The 23386-nt window shown below is 57.4% G+C and carries 3 protein-coding genes; all 3 read left to right on the forward strand.

Translation table 11 applies throughout. The features are described 5' to 3' along the window. Window positions 1–163 precede the first annotated feature (163 nt). Window positions 164–11011, forward strand: coding sequence for an amino acid adenylation domain-containing protein (locus tag NST07_RS09490; RefSeq protein ID WP_342481432.1), 10848 nt, complete (start codon window positions 164–166; stop codon window positions 11009–11011). 256 nt (window positions 11012–11267) lie between these two features. Then, window positions 11268–12530 (forward strand): ACP S-malonyltransferase, encoded by a 1263-nt coding sequence (gene fabD / locus NST07_RS09495; protein WP_341091323.1) that lies wholly within the window; start codon window positions 11268–11270, stop codon window positions 12528–12530. Window positions 12531–12544: 14 nt separating this feature from the next. After that, window positions 12545–23350 carry an amino acid adenylation domain-containing protein gene (locus NST07_RS09500; protein WP_342481433.1) on the forward strand — a complete coding sequence of 3602 codons (10806 nt, stop codon included), beginning with the start codon at window positions 12545–12547 and terminating at the stop codon, window positions 23348–23350. Window positions 23351–23386: the final 36 nt, after the last annotated feature.

The following is a 23386-nucleotide window of genomic DNA, read 5'->3' on the forward strand; positions in this document are numbered from 1 at the left end:
ACACACCTTAGAAAAAAAGGGTTAACAGAAGGTGGAGAGGTAAAAACATCTTCCCTAACGTTGTTATTGAAGAGAACGAGGCACCAAGTATCTAAACTAAATGATCGGAGAAATAGCCCAGGTTTTATAATAGCGTCTCTAAACAACTTGCCGGGAGGTAAACATGAGTAGAAGAAGAGACTCGATAAAAGACATCTATTATCTTACGCCGATGCAAGAAGGTATGTTATTTCATTCTTTGCTTCACAAATCAAATGAGTATTTTGAACAATATACTTTGGAGCTTGCAGGTGATTTAAATGTAACCCTAGTTAATCAATCATTTGCGAAGCTCATTGAGCGATACGATATACTTCGAACCATCTTCGTCTGGAAAAAGGTGAAGAAATCTGTTCAAGTCGTAGTAAAAAATCAAAAGACGGACTTGATTTTCAAAGATATTTCTCAGTTGAGTGAAAATGAAAAGTCTAGGTATGTGAACGAGTACATGCAAAATGATCGAGATGAGGGCTTTGACCTATTGAGGGGGCCTTTAATTCGATTAGCTGTTCTAAAAAAGGATTCTGATTCACACATAATGATTTGGAGCTTCCACCATATTTTGATGGATGGTTGGTGTGTAAGCATTCTTATGCAGGAATTTATGCATATATATCAATGCTTGAAGACTAAACAGCCCATTCGACTTGACACGCCAATACAATTTAACAGTTACATGCAATGGCTTGAAAAGCAGGACGGGGAATCGGCGCGACAGTACTGGAGCCAGTACTTGGCAAACTATGAGCAACAGGCGAGTGTACCGCGAGCGCCTTGGACAGCAGGGCCTGCGGGAGCCAAGCCGCAGGAGCATGCCTTCCGTCTGGATGTGGGGATGACCCGGGAGCTGGAGCGGTTGGCCCGCCAGGCACAAGTGACGCTGAACACAGTGATGCAGACGATCTGGGGACTGCTTTTGCAGAAGTACAACCAGAGCGGTGATGTGGTATTCGGGACTGTCGTATCGGGGAGACCGGCGGAAGTTCCGGGAATCGAGCGGATGATCGGCCTGTTTATCAATACGACGCCGGTACGGGTCAGCAGTTCCCCCGACCAGAGCGTAATGGAGCTGCTGCAGCAGGTGCAGGAAGCGGCGCTGGCGTCGGAATCACACAGCCATTATCCGCTGTATGAGATTCAGGGACTGAGCGCGCTGAAGGAAGGATTGATCGATCATATTTTGGTGTTCGAGAACTATCCGATTGCTGAAGCGATTGGCCAAGCAGGCGGAACGGACGAGGCTGCGTTCGGGATCCGTGACGTTGAAGTATTTGAGCAGACGAATTATGACCTAACCGTCGTGCTATTCCCGGGTGAAGCGTTGTCGATTGAATTCCGGTACAACGCCAAGGTATACGATGGAACATTCATCCGGCGAATGGAGGGGCATATCCGGGAGATCGCGCAGCAAATGCTGGCGGATGCGCAGAGGCCGGTGGCCTCGATATCGCTTGTCACGGCGGAGGAGAAGCAAGAGCTGCTGCATGGGTTCAACAACACGGCGGCGGAGTATCCGCGGGAAGCGACGATCCACGGGCTGTTTGAAGCCCAGGTGGAGAAGACGCCGGATGTGGTGGCGGCCGTGTACGGGGATCAGCAGCTGACCTATGCAGAGCTGAACGCGCGGGCGAATCAGCTGGCGTGGACGCTGCGCGGGCAGGGTGTAGGGCCGGAGCGTATCGTGGCTATCCTGATGGAACGCTCTTTGGACATGATCGCCGGGATGCTCGGCATCCTGAAGGCCGGCGGGGCGTACTTGCCGATTGATCCGGCGCTGCCGGCCGAACGCATCCGGTATATGCTCGGAGACAGCGGCGCGGCGGTGCTGCTGACCCAGCCTGGCCTGGATTCCTGCGGATTTGAGGGCACGGTTATCGGGTTGACGCCTGGAGGGCCAGCAGAGTCCGAGGCCAACCTGCCGCTTGCGCCGGATTCCCGGCGGTTGGCGTATGTGATCTATACCTCGGGGACGACCGGGAACCCCAAAGGGGTGATGATTGAGCACCGCGCGGTGGTTAACTTCATCACAGGGATGACGAGAGTGATTCCCTTCGGCCCGGCGAAGTCGGTTTTATTTGCGACCACGCTGTCCTTCGACATCTCGGTGGTGGAGACGCTGCTGGCGTTGACGCAAGGCATGCGGATCGTGGCGGCGAGCGAAGAACAGCAGAAGGACCCTCAGCAGCTGGCGGCGCTGATCGAACGCCAGCGCATTGGGATGGTGCAGATGACACCGTCGCGGCTGAAGATGCTGCTGTCGGCGGGCTGCGTGGCGTGGTTTGAAGGCGTAACGGAAATACTGGTCGGCGGGGAGGCATGGACGGACGATCTGCTGGCTGAACTGCAAAGCAAATCGAAGGCTGCGCTATTCAATATGTACGGTCCGACGGAGACCACGATTTGGTCCGCGGTGCGGGAAGCGACCTCCGACCAGACAGTGAGCGTCGGGGGACCGATCGCTAATACGCGGCTGTACATTGTGGGTGACAACCGGCAGCTGCAGCCGATAGGCGTCGCGGGCGAGCTGTGTATCGCGGGTGACGGTCTGGCCCGTGGCTACCACAACCGGCCGGAGCTGACGGCGGAGAAGTTCGTAGACAACCCGTTCGAGCCGGGGATGCGGATGTACCGGACCGGAGATTTAGCAAGATGGCTGCCGGACGGCAACGTGGAGTACCTGGGCCGGATCGACCACCAAGTGAAGATCCGCGGCTACCGGATCGAATGCGGGGAGATCGAAGCACAGCTTATGGCGCATGCGCAGATCCGCGAAGCGGTGGTCATGGCCCGTGAGGATGAGCAAGGACAGGCGTACTTGTGCGCGTACCTCGTAAGTGATGAAGCGGTTCCGGTATCGGAGCTGCGGGCGCAACTGGCAACACAGCTGCCGGATTACATGATCCCGTCCTACTTTGTGGAGCTGGAGAAGCTGCCGCTGACCCCTAACGGCAAAGTCGACCGGAAGGCGCTGCCGGCGCCGGACCGGGAGGCGAACAGCGAAGGCTATGAAGCGCCGCGGGATGCGCTGGAGACGCAATTGGCGGAGTTGTTCGCAGAGGTGCTGGGGGTAAACGAAGTCGGCATCGGCGACTCGTTCTTCGAGCGCGGTGGTCACTCGCTGAAAGCGATGACGCTGGTGTCGCGCATACATCAGCAGCTGGCGGTGGAGCTGCCGCTGCGGGAGCTGTTCGCGCGTCCGACGGTGAAGGCGTTGGCGGAATATGTGCGCAGCACGGAGGAAAGCGATTACGGCCGAATCGAGCCGGCAGCGGCGCAGGCATCGTACCCGCTGTCTTCGGCGCAGCGGAGGCTATACGTGCTGCATGAGGTGGAGCCGGAGAGCACGCGCTACAACATGCCGGGGGTCATGGAGTTAACAGGGAAAATCGATGCGGATCAACTGGAACAAGCGGTTCGTACAGTTATCGCCCGTCACGAATCGCTGCGCACGTCGTTCACGTGGATCGACGGCGAACCGAGACAACAGGTACATGAAGACGTGGTGTTTGAATGGGTATGCCGGGAGGCAGATGAAGCGCAGGCGCGGGAACTCACCCGGAATTTTGTGCGGCCGTTCGAGCTGGATCAGGCGCCGCTGCTGCGGGCTGGGCTGCTGCGGCTGGCAGAGGAGCACCATTGGCTGGTGTGGGACATGCACCATATCGTCTCGGACGGCGTTTCGCTGAACCTTCTGGTGTCGGACCTTATGGCGGCGTATGCCGGTGAGGAGCTGACGCCGCTGCGGATCCAGTACAAAGACTACGCGGTCTGGCAGCAGGACACGCTCGGGGTAGAGCGGATGCAAGGGCATGAGGTGTACTGGCTGTCGGCCTATGCGGAGGAAGTGCCGGTGCTGGAGCTGCCGGCCGACCGGATGCGTCCGGCGGTGCTAAGCAGCGAAGGCGGACAGGTTCATGCGCAGATCAGCGCGGACGTAGCTGAGGCCCTAAAACGAATTGCCGCAGAGACCGGAGCCACGCTGTACATGGTGCTGCTGGCGGGCTATAACGTGTGGCTGCACAAGTACACGGGGCAGAGCGACATTGTGGTCGGGACGCCGGTGTCGGGGCGGACGCATGGGGATACGGAGCCGATGATCGGGATGTTCGTGAACACGCTCGCACTGCGCAACGCCCCGTCCGGGGACACGCGGTTTATGGACTTCGTGCGCGAGGTGAAGGAGCGGACGCTGACGGCATTCGAGCATCAGGATTACCCGTTCGAGGAACTGGTCGAGAAGCTGAACGTACGGCGCGATATGAGCCGCAATCCCTTGTTTGACACGATGCTGGTGCTGCAGAACATGGAGCAGGCGCGCTTTGGGCTGGCGGATGTTGACGTTCGGCCGGTCGAGCTGAAGCATTCGACGACGAAGTTCGATCTGACTCTAAATGTATGGGAAGCCGAGATAGATCTTCTCCTGACACTGGAATACAGCTGCGCGCTGTTCAATGAGGAGACAGCCGGGCGGTACCTGATGCACTTCGTGCAGCTCTTGTCGCAAATCGCCGGTCAGCCGGAAGCAAGCATCGGCTCGTATGAGCTTGTCACGCCGGAAGAGAAGCAACAGCTACTGCACGGATTCAACGATACGGTGGCGGCGTATCCGCGGGAAGCGACGATCCACGGTCTGTTCGAGGAGCAGGTGGAGAAGACGCCGGATGCGGTGGCGGTCGTGTACGGGGATCAGCAGCTGACCTACGCGGAGCTGAACGGGCAGGCGAACCAGCTGGCGTGGACGCTGCGCGGGCAAGGTGTGGGGCCGGAAACGATTGTAGCAATTATGGCGGAACGCTCGCTGGAACTGATGGTAGGGCTTTATGGCATCCTGAAGGCCGGCGGGGCGTACTTGCCGATTGATCCGGCGCTGCCGGCCGAACGCATCCGGTATATGCTCGGGGACAGCGGCGCGGCAGTACTGCTGATTCAGCCCGGCCAGGATTCATGCGGATTTGAGGGGATGGTCATCGAGCTGACGCCTGGAGGGCGGGTGCAATCCGAGGCCAATCCGGAGCTTGCGCCGGATTCCCGGCGTTTGGCGTATGTGATCTATACCTCGGGGACCACAGGCAACCCGAAAGGGGTCATGATTGAGCATCGCGCGGTCATCAACCGCCTGCAATGGATGCAGAACCGCTACCCGGTCGGAGAAGGGGACGTCATTCTGCAGAAGACGCCGATAACGTTCGACGTTTCGGTGTGGGAGCTGTTCTGGTGGGGGATGACCGGGTCGAAGGTCTGCCTGCTTCCGCCGCAGGGAGAGAAAGATCCGGCGGTGCTGGCCGAAACGATGGAGCGTTACGGGGTCACGGTGATGCATTTTGTGCCGTCGATGCTGAGCGTCTTCCTGGAGCAGGCCGGGCAAGCGTTTAGCCCGGAGAAGCTCGTGAGCTTGCGCCGGGTATTTGCGAGCGGGGAAGCGCTGAAGCCGCAGCATGTGAGCGGGTTCTACAAGTTCATGGAAGTTAGCGGAGCCACGCTTCACAACCTGTATGGGCCGACGGAGGCCACGGTCGATGTCGCGTATTACGACAGCGCTCCGACCTTCGCGGAAGCGGCGGTGCCGATCGGGGGGCCGATTGCCAATACGCAGCTGTACATTGTGAGTGACAACCGGCAGCTGCAGCCGATCGGGGTCGCGGGTGAACTGTGTATCGCGGGCGACGGTCTGGCCCGGGGCTATCTGAACCGGCCGGAGCTGACGGCGGAAAAATTCGTCGACAACCCGTTCGAGCCGGGTGAGCGGATGTACCGGAGCGGGGATTTGGCGCGATGGCTGCCGGACGGCAACCTGGAGTACCTGGGCCGGATCGACCAGCAAGTGAAGATCCGCGGGTACCGGATCGAGTGCGGGGAGATTGAGGCGCGGCTCATGGCGCATGCGCAGATCCGCGAAGCGGTGGTCTTGGCCCATGAGGACGAGCAAGGGCAGGCGTACTTGTGTGCGTATCTCGTAAGTGACGCGGCTGTTCCGATTACAGAACTACGGGCGCACCTGGCGGCACAGCTGCCGGATTACATGATTCCGTCCTACTTTGTGAGCATGGATGGAATCCCGTTGACTGCCAACGGCAAGGTGGACCGCAAGGCGTTGCCGGCGCCGGAAGCGGCTCATACCGGCAGCGTATACGAAGCGCCAAGCACGCCGACGCAACGGCAACTGGCAGAGATTTGGCAGGAAGTGCTGGGGGCGGAGCAGGTCGGCGTCCACGATAACTTCTTTGTGCTGGGCGGCGACTCGATCAAGGCGATCCGTCTGGTCAGCCGGATGAACCGTGACATGGAGGAGGATCTCCCGCTAAAAGAGCTCTACCTGCATCAGACCATCGGAGAGCTGGCCGGGCTTTTGGCGCAGGAGTATGAGCCGAACCGGCAGCTGGAATCGGGGCGGGAGATGCTGGAGCAGATGAAGCGGCGCATCATGGTGGACCCCGAGCAGTTGAAGCACCTGCCAGAAGATTGCGAGGATGTGTATCCGCTTAGCAAAATTCAGCAGAGCATGGTGTTCTACTCCAGATTGCGGCCGGAGGAGCCGATCTACCACGACCAGTTTGTGTATCATTTCAAAATCGTGTCAGTGGAACAGTTTGCCGAAGCACTGCAGCGGTTATCTGACAAGCATCCGATTCTGCGCACCACCTTCGATCTTAAGCATTTCGAGGAAGAGGTCCAGATCGTGCACGCCCGGATCGTGCCAGCCCTTTCGGCGGAGGATGTCTCTTCACTTGGCCGGGAAGAGCAGGAGCGCGTTATCCGCACGTATATTGAGCAGGACCAGCGCCACTTGTTCCGCTTCGACGGCGAGGTGCTGTGGCGAGTTCGGTTGTTCCGGCTGAATAGCCAGCATGATTATTGCATGGTGTTTACGTTCCACCATGCAATTCTGGACGGCTGGAGCGTGGCTTCCTTCCAGCAGGAGTTTGAAGACATTTATCATCAGCTGCTGCAGGGAAACCCTGCGGAGGTTAAGCCGCTGCAAAGCAGCTATAAGGATTATGTGGCCATCAACCGGTTCCGGGAGAGCGACGAGGAGAGCCGGCAATATTGGATCAGCGAATTGGCGGGGTATACCCGTAATAAGCTGCCGTTTAACTACGCAGGCAAGAAGAGGGAACGCGGGGCAGTCAGCAAAATTTATCGCAGGCCATTGAGCAGCACACTGCTGGGAGCCTTGAAGCGGCACGCGAAGCGGTACGGTTGTACCGTCAAGGAACTGTGCTTGAGCGCGCACGTATATTTGCTGGGTATCCTGACGACGGAGGAAGAGATTGTCACGGGCGTGGTCAGCCACGACCGGCCGCCAATCGAGGATGCAGATAAAGTGCTGGGCTGCTTCCTGAATACGGTGCCGATCCGCATGGGGATAGCACATGAAGTGTCCAAGTCGGAACTGGTGAACCGTACCAAGCAGCAGCTTGCACACATGAAGGCGCATGAACTGTTTTTGGTCGATATCGCCCATGCGATCGGCGATGTATCGAGCCCGTCGGTCAACCCGATCTTCGATACGCTGTTTAACTATACGGATTTCCATGTGCTGGAGGAGATGGGGCCGAGACAAGAGTTGGTATCGGAGACGGCGGCGCTGAGCTTGGAAGCAAACGAAATGACAAATACGTGGTTTGATCTGGAAGTATCGCAGTACTTTGACAGGCTGAACATGCAGATCAAATATACGCCGGCTTATTTTGAGGACCGGGAGATCGAAACGGCGTTTGCCTGGTACGAACGAATCCTTGAGGCCTTGTGTGACGAGGAGAACGATCTCTTGTCGATGGAGCATCTGATGACGGCTGCGGAGCGTCAAGAGATCGTATACGAATGGAACCGAACGGATACGCCGTACGCAGTAGAGAAGACGCTGCATCAACTGTTCGGGGAACAAGCAGCGAGGACGCCGGAGCGACCGGCTGTAAGCTGGAACGGCCAGCAGCTGACCTACCGGGAGCTGGACAAGCGGTCGAACCGGTTGGCGCGGCGGCTGCAGGCCCAGGGGGTGAACGTCAATGATCATGTCGGGCTGATGACTGGCCGGGGCTTTGAGATGATCATTGGCATGCTGGCGATTCTGAAAGCTGGCGCGGCGTATGTACCGATGGATCCGGACTATCCGCAAAGCCGGATCGTGCATATGATCAGCCATGCGGGAATAAGCGTCGTTGTCGCCGATCAGGCGTATGCAGAAATACCTGCGCAAATCATCGACAGCCGGGACCCTTCGCTGATCGGGCATTCCGGTGAGGCGCTTCACCTGGCCAAAGATTCGCACGAGCTGGCTTACATTATTTACACCTCGGGTTCCACCGGAGAGCCGAAGGGCGTCATGATAGAGCATCATTCGGCCGTGAACTTGGTCAGCTGGGTCAATCAGGAATTTGGCGTTCATGAGGAAGATCGGCTGCTGTTCATCACGTCGATGTGCTTTGACTTGTCGGTGTATGACATTTTCGGACCGCTGGCGGCAGGCGCCCGGATTGTGATTGCAGACCGGGAGCAGGTGCAGGATCCTAAGCAGATGCAGCAGCTGCTGGAACAGGAAGCCATTACGATTTGGGACTCGGTGCCGACGACACTGAACCATGTGCTGCATGGTCTGGAGGAACAGGAGAAGGGCATCCGTCAGCAGGCATTGCGTCTGGCGCTGGTAAGCGGGGACTGGATTCCGGTGAATTTGGCGGAGCGAGCGAAGGCAGCCTTCCCGAACGTCCAGGTGATTGGACTTGGGGGTGCGACGGAAGCCACCGTATGGTCCAACTACTATCCGATCCGGGAAGTAACGGCGGATCAAACAAGCATTCCGTACGGCAAGCCGCTGGATAACAACACCTTCTACATACTGGACGCCAATCGGCATCCGGTGCCGTACGGGGTGGCCGGCGAGCTGTATATCGGGGGAGTAGGCGTAGCCAAAGGATATATGAACGATACGGCGAAGACCAGCGCATCGTTTATGACGAATCCGTTTGTGCCGCAGGGACGGATGTACAAGACGGGAGATATGGGTCGGATGCTGCCGGACGGCAATATGGAATTTCTGGGGCGCCGGGATCATCAGGTGAAGATCCGCGGCTACCGTGTGGAGCTGGGCGAAATCGAGAGCCAGCTGCTGAAGCATGAGGCGGTCCGCGAAGCGGTGGTGATCGACCGGGAGGATGCCGCGGGCGGGAAATACTTGTGCGCTTACGTGGTGCTGCAGGAGGAGACGGCATCGGCGGACATTCGGGAGCATCTCGGGCGGACGTTGCCGTCCTATATGATACCGGGGTACATGATCCGGATGGAGCGCTTGCCGCTGACGCCTAACGGGAAGCTGGACCGCAAGGCGTTGCCGGAGCCTGAGGCAAGAATGGATTCGGAAGAACGGTATGAGGCAGCGAGTAATGAGACGCAGCGGAAGCTGCTCAGGATTTGGCAAGACGTGCTTGGCATAGAGAACATTGGGGTGAGCGACGACTTTTTTGCAATCGGAGGACACTCCTTGCGGGCGACCGCGCTGGTGACCAAGATCCAGAAGACGATGAACGCAGAACTGACGCTGCAGGATGTATTCCGCCTGCCGACAGTCAAGGAGCAGGCGCAGAAGATCGAAGGGATGTCGAAGACGGCCTACAGCGCCATCGAACCGGCGGCACCACAGGCGTCGTACCCTCTGTCTTCGTCGCAGCGGCGGCTGTACGTGCTGCATGAGATGGAGCCGGAGAGCACGCGCTATAACATGCCGGGCGTGGTGGAACTGGCCGGGAGGGTGGACCCGGACCGGCTGGAGCAATCGATTCGCTCGGTCATCGCCCGTCACGAATCGCTGCGCACGTCGTTCACGTGGATCGACGGCGAACCGAGACAACGGATACATGAAGACGTGACGCTGGAATGGGTATGCCGGGATGCGGATGAAGCGCAAGCGAGAGAACTTACCCGGAACTTCGTGCGGCCGTTCGCGCTGGACCAGGCACCGCTGCTGCGGGCCGGACTGCTGCGGCTTTCGGAGGAGCGCCATTGGCTGATGTGGGACATACACCATATCGTGTCGGACGGCGTGTCGATGAACCTACTGGTGTCGGACTTCATGGCGGCGTATGGCGGCGTGGAACTGGCGCCGCTCCGGATTCAGTACAAAGACTACGCGGTATGGCAGCAAGGTACGCTCGAGGTGGAGCAGATGAGAGCGCATGAGGCGTACTGGCTGTCGGCTTATGCGGAAGAAACGCCGGTGCTGGAACTGCCGACCGACCGGAGGCGTCCAGCGGTGCCCAGCAGTGAAGGCAGGCAGGTTCATGCGCAGATCAGCGCGGACGTAGCCGAGGGGCTGAAGCAGATTGCCGCAGAGACCGGAGCGACGCTGTACATGGTGCTGCTGGCTGCCTATAACGTGTGGCTGCACAAGTACACGAGGCAGAGCGACATTGTGGTCGGGACGCCGGTGTCGGGGCGGACGCATGGGGATACGGAGCCGATGATCGGGATGTTCGTGAACACGCTGGCGCTGCGGAATGCCCCGTCCGGAGACAAGCGGTTTATGGATTTCCTGCGTGAGGTGAAGGAGCGGACGCTGGCGGCATTCGAGCACCAGGACTATCCTTTCGAGGAACTGGTCGAGAAGCTGAACGTACGGCGCGATAGGAGCCGTAACCCCTTGTTTGACACGATGCTGGTGCTGCAGAACATGGAGCAATCGATTCTTTATTTAACTGATATTGAGGTTCGCTCCGTTGAACAAGATATTTTGACAACGAAGATGGATCTGACGATGATTGTTGCCGAAGTCGAACAAGGCCTTCAATTATCTTTGGAGTACAGAAGGGATTTATTTGAGCATGGGACGGCAGCGAGACTGCTTCAAGGATTCTGTGAACTTATCAAAGCCACGGTAACCGATCCTTCCGTTTGCATTAAAGAATTAAAGATGGAACTTTTTCCACAGGAAAAAGAAGAAGAGGAAGACGAATTATTCGATATTATTTATTTTGAATAACAGGGTCTGTTGTCTGTTGTATTACTAGGGTTAATCTTCGGTAACATCTCAATTGGTTACAGAATTCTAGTTCCAGCCACGGAAAGCTTCAGACCACTGGTTTGGCAGTTGATCTGGAAAGAAGCTGGAACTAGAATTCACAAAAATCAATTTCTAATTTTGCCATATGTATAACTTTAATAAGTGAAAAAGTAAATATATAAACTTTATTGATATTATTGGACTTCAATATAATGAGGTGTTGCATTTGTATAAAATGGCATTTATATTTCCGGGCCAAGGCTCGCAATATGTTGGGATGGGTCAAGCTTGGCATTCAGCATATCCAATTGCACGGGAATTGTTCGAAATGGCCAACGATGCTCTTGGTTTCGATCTTAAAAAAATTTGTTTCGAGGGAAATCCGCAAGAACTTAAAAAGACGGAAATTGCCCAACCCGCAATTTTAACCGTAAGTTTGATTGCTTATCGAATCATACTTCAAGAGGTTGAAATTCAGCAGCCCGTCCTTGCGGGTCATAGTCTTGGAGAGATATCGGCATTATGCGCAGCGGAAACTATATCGTTTGCCGACGCAGTCAAGCTAGTGCATGCCAGAGGGAAATATATGCAGGAAGCGGTGCCGGAAGGCCGGGGCTTGATGTATGCCGTGGTTGGACTTTCATCAGAGCAAGTGAAAGAGATATGCAGGAAGATTTCACTAAATACAGGGGCCGTCGTGCCATCTAACTATAATGCCAGCAATCAAACGGTAATATCCGGGGTAAAAGGCGCGGTGGAAGAAGCGGTGATTTCCATGAAACATGCAGGCGCGCAAGTTATACCGTTAAAAGTCAGTGCTCCCTTTCACAGTCCGCTCATGGAACCGGCCGTTGCTCCGTTTCGCGCATTTTTGAACGGACTTACATTTCAGCCTTTGCGGCACACAGTTGTGTCGAATGTTACGGGGGACTTTTACAGCAGTGAACAGGATATTATTCCATTGCTCTCTGACCAATTAATAAAACCGGTTTTGTGGACGGCTTGCATGAACAGGATGGCTGCTCTGCCCGTTCATGCATTTATCGATACGGGGCCTCGTGAAACACTTGGGCCGCTTCTGAAGGAAGCTTTTCCGGAAGCGAAGGTGTATGCAATAGACTCCGTCCATTCGGCTATGCAGGATTGTCTTGACAACCTGAGGTCAGATCGGGAAAGAAGCCGTCTAAGAGGCAGGAGGAAGGTAATAGATAAATGCTTATCTATTGCCGTATGCACCCAAAATCACAATTCAAATGCGGATGAATATCAAAAAAATGTGCTCGAGCCTTATAAGATGATTCAGAGAATGAAGGAAGAAGTAACGGTTGCCGGAAAGGAACTGACATTAAAGCAAACGGAGAACGTTCTACAGCTGCTTGAGACTATTCTTAGAGGTAAGAAGCTGCCTGCCGATGAACTGAATCTGCGTATGGAGCAGGCGATTAACGAAACAGGTATGCCCGGTTTATTTCATGGAATTGCTGAGGTTACCCAATGATTGGAGGTTCAACAATGGATTCTTTAACCGTTAGGCTTATGGCTTCCAGCGGTAAATACTCGGAGGCCGTTGATTATTGGCTGGAGCAGCTTGCGGAATCCTCCGCACCGACAACCCTCTCCCTAGGCAGAGAGAACGGTATAGCCGGCCCGTCGTTCCGGCAGGTGGAGCAGCAGCTTTCGAAGGAGACCTTACATCAAGTTGAGTTGCTATCTAAAAACTCGGAACAGGCAATGTTCATGGTCTTAATGTCCGGAACGCTGTTGTTTCTTTCCCGGTATCTGAATCTTGCAGATTTATTAGTAGGTATGCCTCCACTGAAAAAAAAAGGAAGCGAAGAAGTAGCTTCGGCTGTATTGCCGATTCGAATTCAAGTGGACTCTGAGAGTACTTTCAGGGACGTACTGCTCCAGGTGCGTAACGGCTTAACGGAAGCCGCCAAACATCAGAAATTCCCCCATCCTTACATAGCCGAGAAATTCGGGCTGCCTATGAACGGTAACGATTTATTGCGTTTCGGTACGATTGTTTCACTTAACAGCATTCACCAAACGATAGACCCTCTTCTCTCTGAATGTCTCATACACATATTTTTTCAAAAGAAGGACGACGCCCTTTCCTTTGTACTGCATTATGATGCAAGCCGCTATGCCCATGAGAGTCTGATCAGGTTAAAGCAGCAGCTTGCTTACTTCCTTGAATTAATAATGGAACAGAAGAACACGCCGCTTGCCCAGATTGATATGGTTTCGGATCAGGAGAGGAAAGAGCTCCTGCACGGGTTCAACGACACAGCGGCGGCGTATCCGCGGGAAGCGACGATCCGCGGGCTGTTCGAGGACCAGGTGAAGAAGACGCCGGATGCTGTGGCAGTTGTATACGGGGAACAGCAGCTGACCTATGCAGAGCTGAATGCGCAGGCGAATCAGCTGGCGTGGACGCTGCGCGGGCAAGGTGTGGGGCCGGAGTGTATCGTGGCCATCCTGATGGAGCGCTCTTTGGAGATGATCGTCGGGATGCTCGGCATTCTGAAGGCCGGCGGTGCGTATTTGCCGATCGATCCGACCTATCCAGCCGAGCGCATCGCCTATACACTGGCGGACAGCGGGACGCAGTGGCTGGTGACGACCCGTGCCGCCGAGCTTCGGACCCCGGAGTTACCGTTCGCGGGATGCCGGGTATATGCCGGAGAAACTTCCTTAGAAACAGAGGCGGTGCAGGCGGAGAACCCGCCGCAGGCGACGAAACCGAACGATCTGGCGTACGTGATTTACACCTCAGGAACGACGGGAAAGCCGAAAGGGACGATGATCACACACCGGAACGTAGTGCGGCTGTTGTTCAATGACCGCATGGCTTTTGATTTCAACGAACGGGACGTGTGGACGTTGTTCCACTCGTATTGCTTCGATTTCTCGGTATGGGAAATGTACGGAGCGCTGCTTTATGGGGGCAAGCTGGTTGTTGTGCCGCTGATGACGGCGAGGGACCCGGAGCAGATGGTGCGGCTGCTGCGGCAGGAGCGGGTGACGGTGCTAAACCAGACGCCGAGCGCATTCTGTGCGTTGTCAGAGCGGGAAATGGAAGAGGCGGACGCGGAGCTCTGCGTGCGGGCCGTGATCTTTGGCGGAGAAGCGCTGGCGCCGGGCCAATTGCGGGAATGGCGACGGAAGTATCCCCATACGGAATTGATCAACATGTACGGGATCACGGAAACGACCGTGCATGTGACTTACAAGAAGCTGACAGAAGCGGAAATCACAAGCGGCGGCATCAGCAACATCGGCAAGCCGCTTCCAACGCTGCGGGCCTATATTCTCGGCGAAGGGCAGCAGCTGCAGCCGATCGGGGTCGCGGGTGAATTGTGTATCGCGGGGGACGGTCTGGCCCGGGGGTATCTGAACCGGCCGGAGCTGACGGCAGAGAAATTCGTCGACAACCCGTTCGAGCCGGGTGAGCGGATGTACCGGAGCGGGGATTTGGTGCGATGGCTGCCGGACGGCAACCTGGAGTACCTGGGCCGGATCGACCAGCAAGTGAAAATCCGCGGCTACCGGATTGAGTGCGGGGAGATCGAGGGGCGGCTTCTGGCGCATACGCAGATCCGCGAAGCGGTGGTCATGGCCCGCGGGGACGAGCAAGGGCAGGCGTACTTGTGTGCGTATCTCGTAAGTAACGGGGCTGTTCCAGTACCGGAGCTGCGTACACACCTGGCGGCACAGCTGCCGGATTACATGATTCCGTCCTACTTTGTGGAGCTGGAGAAGCTGCCGCTAACGCCTAACGGCAAGGTGGACCGTAAGGCGCTGCCGGCACCGGACCGGGAGACGTACAGCAAAGGCTATGAAGCACCGCGGACAGCCCAGGAAGCCTTGATGGTATCGGTTTGGCAGGAGGTTCTGGGCATCAAGCGGATGGGCGTCAAGGATTCCTTCTTCGAGCTGGGCGGGGATTCGATCAAAGCCGTTCAGATCGCCGCGCGGCTGCGGGGGCATGGGCTGCACTTGGGGATCCGCGATCTGTTCCGGTATCCAACGATCCTGGAGCTGTGCCCTTATGTGCAAACGTTGGCGCACAAGATCGATCAGCGTCCGGTCGAAGGCGAAGTACGATTAACTCCGATCCAGCAAGGGTTGTTTGAGCGGTCGCCGCAGCTGCCGCACCATTATAATCAGGCGGTCATGCTGCATCGCCGGGACGGATTCGACGAAGGTGTCCTGCGCCGTGTGTTTGAACGGATCGCCCAGCATCATGATGCGCTGCGGATGAGGTACCGGGAAGAAGCGGGGGGCATCGTGCAGTGGAGCTGCGGGCCTCAAGAGGCGAGTTTCGGGCTGGACGTGATCGACTTGCGCGCGGAAACCGCGGTGGATACACGGATTGCGGCGGAAGCCGAGCGGCTGCAGCGGGGGCTGCATCTGGAGCAAGGGCCGCTGCTGCGCCTAGGGCTGATGAAGACCGGCGAGGGCGACCATCTGCTGATCGTCATCCACCATCTGGTGGTGGACGGGGTGTCCTGGCGGATCCTGTTCGAAGATGTGCAGACCGGTTATGAGCAGGCGGAGCGGGGCGAGGAGATCCGCTTTCCGGAGAAAACGGACGCGTTCCAGACGTGGTCGGAGGCCCTGGCGCGCTATGCGGACAGTGAGGAACAGCTGCGTGAAATCGCTTATTGGAAGCGAGTAGAAGAGATGCCGGCTGCGGCACTGCCGGCAGACGAAGGACCCCTGGAAGCGGAGGAGACCGGCGGAGCGGTGAGCATCCGGCTGTCGCAGGAAGAGACGGCGCAGTTATTGAACCAGGCAGGCCGGGCGTACTACACGGAAATCAACGACATCCTGCTGACGGGGCTGGGCCTGGCGCTGCGGGAATGGACCGGTGAGGATCGGTTTGTCGTGGACCTGGAAGGGCATGGCCGGGAAGAGATCGGGGAAGCGGTGGATGTGAGCCGAACGGTGGGGTGGTTTACGACGATCGTGCCGACACTGCTTGACCTGGGGGCGTCGGAAACGTTGCCGGGCTGCATCAAGCGGGTAAAAGAGGGGCTGCGCAGCGTGCCGAACAAAGGGCTGGGATATGGCGTGCTGAAGTATATGACAGCCGCGGAGCACAAACAGGAGATGAAGTTCGACCTTCGCCCGGAGATCTGCTTCAACTACTTGGGCCAGTTCGACCGGGACGTGACGACAGATCTATTCGAATCGTCGGCGTACGGGACAGGCAGCAGCATCGACCCGAACCTCCCGGGAGAGTACAAGCTGAGCCTGAACGGGATGGTGATCGGCGGGGAGCTCGTGTTTACATGCGACTATGCGGCAGACACATACCGGAAGGAAACGGTGGAGGACTGGATGGCGTGCTACGCGGAACAGCTTCGCAGACTGATCACCCACTGCACCCGGCAGGCGCACAGCGAGAAGACCGCGAGCGATTTCAGTTTGGCGGATTTGGAGCCGCAGGAAGCGAGCGGCTTGCAGCAAGCCTACGGCTATAAGGTGCAAGACATCTATCCGCTGTCTCCGATGCAGGAAGGCATGTTGTTTCACGCTGAGCTGGACCCGGAGGCTGCGACGTATTTCGAGCAGTTTACGTTCCGGGTTGAAGGAACGCTGGATATCGCGGTATTCGAGGAAAGCTTGGGCCGTTTAACGGAAAGGCACGACATGCTGCGGACGGTGATCGTGAGCGAGCAGGTAGGGCGGCCGGTGCAGCTGGTGCTGCAGGAACGGGAAGTCGATCTGCGGGTGAGGGAAGGGTCAGGTGATCTGGAGACGATCCAGCAGGAAGACCGGCAAAGGGGCTTTGACCTGAGCCGGGATGCGCTAATGCGCGCCACGATTGTGATCGGGGAGAAGGGGTGTCAGCATGTCATCTGGAGCTTTCATCACATCATCATGGACGGCTGGTGCACGAGTATTCTGATGCAGGAGCTCATGGCGATTTATCGCGGGTTGCAGACGAAGCAGCCGATAGAGCTGGGGCCCGTGGAGCCGTATAGCCGATACATGCAGTGGCTGAACATGCAGGACAGGGAGGCGGCGCGGCAGTACTGGAGCCGGTACCTGAGGGACTATGAGCAACAGGCGAGTGTGCCGCGAGTGACAGGGGCAACAGGGCGAACAGAAGCTGAGCGGCAGGAGCATGCCTTCCGTCTGGATGTGGGGATGACCCGGGAGCTGGAGCGGTTGGCCCGCCAGGCCCAGGTGACGCTGAACACAGTGATGCAGACGATCTGGGGACTGCTACTACAGAAATACAACCAGAGCGATGATGTGGTATTCGGGGCGGTCGTATCGGGGAGACCGGCGGAGGTGCCGGGGATCGAGCGGATGATCGGCCTGTTTATCAATACAACGCCGGTACGGGTCAGCAGTTCCCCCGAGCAGAGTGTAACGGCACTGCTGCAGCAGGTGCAGGAAGCAGCGCTGGTCTCGGAATCACATAGCCATTATCCGCTGTATGAGATTCAGGGAATGAGCGCGCTGAAGCAAGGGCTAATCGACCATATTTTGGTGTTCGAGAACTATCCGATCGCCGAAGCGCTTGGCCAAGCAGGCGGGACGGCCGAGGCTGCGTTTGGAATCCGTGACGTTGAAGTATATGAGCAGACGAATTATGACCTAACCGTCGTGTTATTCCCGGGCGAAGCGATGTCGATTAATTTATGCTACAACGCCAAGGTATACGAGGGGATATTCATCCGGCGAATGGAAGGGCACATCCGGGAGATCGCGCAGCAAATGCTGGCGGATGCGCAGCGGCCGGTGGCCTCGATATCGCTTGTGACGGCGGAGGAGAAACAACAGCTACTGCACGGATTCAACGACACGGCGGCGGAGTATCCGCGGGAAGCGACGATCCACGGGCTGTTCGAGGAGCAGGCGGAGAAGACGCCGTATGCGGTGGCGGTCATGTACGGGGATCAGCAGCTGACCTATGCGGAGCTGAACGCGCGGGCGAATCAGCTGGCGTGGACGCTACGCGGGCAGGGTGTAGGGCCGGATCAAATCGTGGCGATCCTGATGCATCGCTCAGCAGAGATGATCATCGGAGTGCTCGGCATCCTGAAGGCCGGCGGGGCGTACTTGCCGATCGATCCGGCGCTGCCGGCCGAACGCATCCAATACATGCTGGCGGACAGCGGCAGTCAGTGGTTGATAGGCGATGAGACGCTACTGGCGGAAACGGCCTTTGATGGAGTTAAGCTGGGACTGATGACAGCAATGGCCGAAACCGCTGCGGCCGGTACAATGCATGTCGGGGAGAGCAGCATTATATATGGCTGCAATTTAGGGGCAATCAGCGGACCGGAGAGCCTGGCATACGTCATCTACACTTCGGGCTCTACGGGGCGGCCAAAAGGAGTGATGGCTGAGCACCGGAGTGTGGCCAACTTGACGTCTATGTTTAAACATTATCTACAGGTTACCGGGGGTGACCGGATTCTCCAATTTGCGTCCCTCTCGTTCGATGCATCTGTCTGGGAAATCGTGATCAGCCTGTGCAGCGGGGCGCAATTGCATATAGTGCCGGTGGAAGTGATCCATCACCTTGGGGAGTTCGAGCAGTACATCCGGACAAACGGCATTACAATAATGAGCTTGCCGCCGGCGTACTTATTGCGGATGCATCCGGAGCAAGTCCGTTCGCTGAGAACGGTCGTCACGGCAGGCTCGGCATGTCCGCAGGAGGTTGTGCGGAAGTGGAGTCCTTACGTCAACTTGGTCAATGGGTACGGGCCGACGGAAACGACAGTGGGCGCCACGATGTGGCCTGCAGACGGAACAAAAGAAGAGATGATGATCGTTCCGATTGGCAAACCGATGTCCAATACTCGGGTGTATATACTGGATCAGGAAGGCCGATTACTGCCTATGGGTGTGCCGGGTGAAATCTGTATCGCGGGAGCCGGCGTGGCCCGGGGCTATCTGAACCGGCCGGAGCTGACGGCGGAGAAATTCGTCGACAACCCGTTCGAGCCGGGTGCGCGGATGTACCGGAGCGGAGACTTAGCGAGATGGCTGCCGGACGGCAACCTGGAGTACCTGGGCCGGATCGACCAGCAAGTGAAGATCCGCGGCTACCGGATCGAGTGCGGAGAGATCGAGACGCAGCTCATGGCGCATCCACAGATTCGCGAAGCCGTCGTCGTCGACCGGAAGGATGAGCAAGGGCTGGCGTACTTGTGCGCATATCTCGTAAGCGGCGAAGCCGTTCCGGCAGCTGAGCTGCGTGCGCACCTGGTGGCACAACTGCCGGATTATATGATTCCGTCCTACTTTGTAGCTATGGATGGAATCCCGTTGACTGCCAACGGCAAGGTGGACCGCAAGGCGCTGCCGGCACCGGACCGGGAGGCGCACAGCGGAAGCCATGAAGCGCCTCGGGATGCGCTGGAGACACAATTGGCGGAATTGTTCGCAGAGGTGCTGGGGATAAAGGCGTTCGGCATCGGTGATTCGTTCTTCGAGCGCGGTGGTCACTCGCTGAAAGCGATGACGCTGATGTCGCGCATACATCAGCGGCTGGCGGTGGAGCTGCCGCTGCGGGAGCTGTTCGCGCGGCCGACGGTGAAGGCGCTGGCGGACTATGTGCGCAGCACGAAAGAAAGCGGCTACGGCAAGATCGAGCCGGCGGCGGCGCAGGCGTCGTACCCGCTGTCTTCGGCGCAGCGGCGGCTATACGTGCTTCATGAGATGGAGCCGGAGAGCATGCGCTACAACATGCCGGGCGTCCTGGAACTGGCCGGGAAGGTGGATGCGGATCGGCTGGAGCAAGCGATCCGCTCGGTCATCGCCCGTCATGAATCGCTGCGCACATCGTTCACGTGGATCGGCGGCGAACCAAGACAACAGGTACACGAAGACATGGCATTTGAATGGGGGTGCCGGGAGGCGGAGGAAGCGCAGGCCCGGGAACTCATCCGGAACTTCGTGCGCCCGTTCGCGTTGGATCAGGCGCCGCTGCTGCGGGCCGGGCTGCTGCGGCTGGCGGCAGAGCGCTACTGGCTGGTCTGGGACATGCACCATATCGTGTCGGATGGCGTGTCGGTGAACCTACTGGTGTCGGACTTCATGACGGCGTATGCCGGCGGGGAGCTGGCGCCGCTGCGGATCCAGTACAAGGACTACGCGGTCTGGCAGCAGGGTACGCTTGGGGTGGAGCGGATGGAGATGCATGAGGCGTACTGGCTGTCGGCTTATGCGGAGGAAGTGCCGGTGCTGGAGCTGCCGGCCGACCGGATGCGTCCGGCGGTGCCCGGCAGTGAAGGAGGACAGGTATCCACTCAAGTGAATACCAAGACGGCAGACGCCCTGAAACGAATCGCAGCCGAAAGCGGAGCGACGCTGTACATGGTGCTGCTGGCTGCCTATAACGTGTGGCTGCACAAGTACACGGGGCAGAGCGACATTGTGGTCGGGACGCCGGTGTCGGGGCGGACACATGGGGATACGGAGCCGATAATCGGGATGTTCGTGAACACGCTGGCACTGCGCAACGCCCCGTCCGGGGACACGCGGTTTATGGACTTCGTGCGCGAGGTGAAGGAGCGGACGCTGGCGGCATTCGAGCATCAGGATTACCCGTTCGAGGAACTGGTCGAGAAGCTGAACGTACGGCGCGATAGGAGCCGTAACCCCTTGTTTGACACGATGCTGGTGCTGCAGAACATGGAACAAGCGCGTTTTGGGCTGGCAGATATTGACGTTCGTCCGGTCAAGCTTGACCAACGGACGGCGAAGTTTGACCTGACGTTAAACGTCGCGGAGAACGATCAAGGACTTCAGCTGCTGCTGGAATACAGCTGCGCGCTGTTCAATGAGGAGACAGCCGGGCGGTACCTGATGCACTTCGTGCAGCTCTTGTCGCAAATGGCCGGTCAGCCGGAAGCAAGCATTGGCTCGTATGAGCTTGTGACGATGGAAGAGAGGCAACAACTGCTGCATGCGTTCAATGACACAGCGGCGGCGTATCCGCGGGAAGCGACGATCCATGAGCTGTTTGAAGCCCAGGTGGAGAAGACGCCGGATGTGGTGGCGGCCGTGTACGGGGATCAGCAGCTGACCTATGCAGAGCTGAACGCGCGGGCGAATCAGCTGGCGTGGACGCTGCGCGGGCAGGGTGTAGGGCCGGAGCGTATCGTGGCTATCCTGATGGAACGCTCTTTGGACATGATCGCCGGGATGCTCGGCATCCTGAAGGCCGGCGGGGCGTACTTGCCGATTGATCCGGCGCTGCCGGCCGAACGCATCCGGTATATGCTCGGAGACAGCGGCGCGGCGGTGCTGCTGACCCAGCCTGGCCTGGATTCCTGCGGATTTGAGGGCACGGTTATCGGGTTGACGCCTGGAGGGCCAGCAGAGTCCGAGGCCAACCTGCCGCTTGCGCCGGATTCCCGGCGGTTGGCGTATGTGATCTATACCTCGGGGACGACCGGGAACCCCAAAGGGGTGATGATTGAGCACCGCGCGGTGGTTAACTTCATCACAGGGATGACGAGAGTGATTCCCTTCGGCCCGGCGAAGTCGGTTTTATTTGCGACCACGCTGTCCTTCGACATCTCGGTGGTGGAGACGCTGCTGGCGTTGACGCAAGGCATGCGGATCGTGGCGGCGAGCGAAGAACAGCAGAAGGACCCTCAGCAGCTGGCGGCGCTGATCGAACGCCAGCGCATTGGGATGGTGCAGATGACACCGTCGCGGCTGAAGATGCTGCTGTCGGCGGGCTGCGTGGCGTGGTTTGAAGGCGTAACGGAAATACTGGTCGGCGGGGAGGCATGGACGGACGATCTGCTGGCTGAACTGCAAAGCAAATCGAAGGCTGCGCTATTCAATATGTACGGTCCGACGGAGACCACGATTTGGTCCGCGGTGCGGGAAGCGACCTCCGACCAGACAGTGAGCGTCGGGGGACCGATCGCTAATACGCGGCTGTACATTGTGGGTGACAACCGGCAGCTGCAGCCGATAGGCGTCGCGGGCGAGCTGTGTATCGCGGGTGACGGTCTGGCCCGTGGCTACCACAACCGGCCGGAGCTGACGGCGGAGAAGTTCGTAGACAACCCGTTCGAGCCGGGGATGCGGATGTACCGGACCGGAGATTTAGCAAGATGGCTGCCGGACGGCAACGTGGAGTACCTGGGCCGGATCGACCACCAAGTGAAGATCCGCGGCTACCGGATCGAATGCGGAGAGATCGAGGCGCGCCTTCTGGCGCATGGGCATATCCGTGAAGCTGTCGTAGTCGACCGGAAGGACGAGCAAGGGCAGGCATATCTATGCGCTTATCTGGTATGCAGCATGCCGCTGACTGTAGCCCAAATACATGCTCACCTGTCCAGACATCTGCCGGACTATATGATCCCGTCCTATTTTGTGGAATTGGACTATATTCCGCTCAATAATAACGGCAAAGTGAACCGGACACTTCTGCCTGTTCCAGATGTGGTCTTGGATGATCAAGAAGAAAAACTGCCGCCTGCTACTGAGATTGAGTCTGAAATTTTGAAAGTATGGCAAGAGGTTCTTCACAAAGACGACATTGGGGTTATGGATAACTTCTTCCATGTGGGTGGAAACTCATTGCGGATTGTAGATATATATGCCAAGTTACAGCAAAAGTATCCGGGCGTACTTGTTGTAGCGGATTTGTTCGGAAACCCGAATGTGCGTCAATTGGCTCAGTATATCGAAACGGTTCATGCGCAAAAACAAGCATCTACATGGAAGCACCTCCCCCTCGCATTCCCAACGTCAGGTATGGCCGGGCAAGGAGTCTACATTCCGGGCGATGTATTGCGCTTTGAGCTCTCGGAGCATACGAGTCAAAGCTTGGAACGCATTTCGAGTCACTACAGCATTCAAAAGATGTCTGTGCTGTTGACCGCTTTTGCCTATTTAATGTCGGAATACGCACAGACAGAAACGGTTACTTTGCCTTGCTTGATAGAAGGCGGCGATGTATGCCGGGTTGAGGTTTCGTTCCGGGAAGCTGAAGAGCTGGAGGAAGTTTTTGCAATAGTAGACGGATACCTGAAAACGGAAGGGCGATTTCATTGGGAACAGGTGAAGTATGCTGCTTATGAGCCGCAAGAAGGCCAAATCCTTTGTGCATTTACAGGCGCTGACCTATTGCCGTCAGGCTTTGCAAAGCAGTTTGATCTCGTGCTCAATTGTGGAGAGGCTGGCATTGTCCAGTCCATGACATGTGAGTACAACCAGGGCAGGATTTTACAAGCGTCTGTAGAGAGGCTGCTTCGCCAGTTCGTAAGCTTATTGGCTAAAATGCTGGAACAATGCGAAAAAAAGGCCAGTCTGTAAGAGACGTGAAATGAACAGGAGAAGAGAGGAGAAGAC

This window comes from Paenibacillus sp. FSL L8-0340, from assembly GCF_038593145.1.
In the GTDB taxonomy this organism is placed as follows: Bacteria; Bacillota; Bacilli; order Paenibacillales; family Paenibacillaceae; genus Paenibacillus_AQ.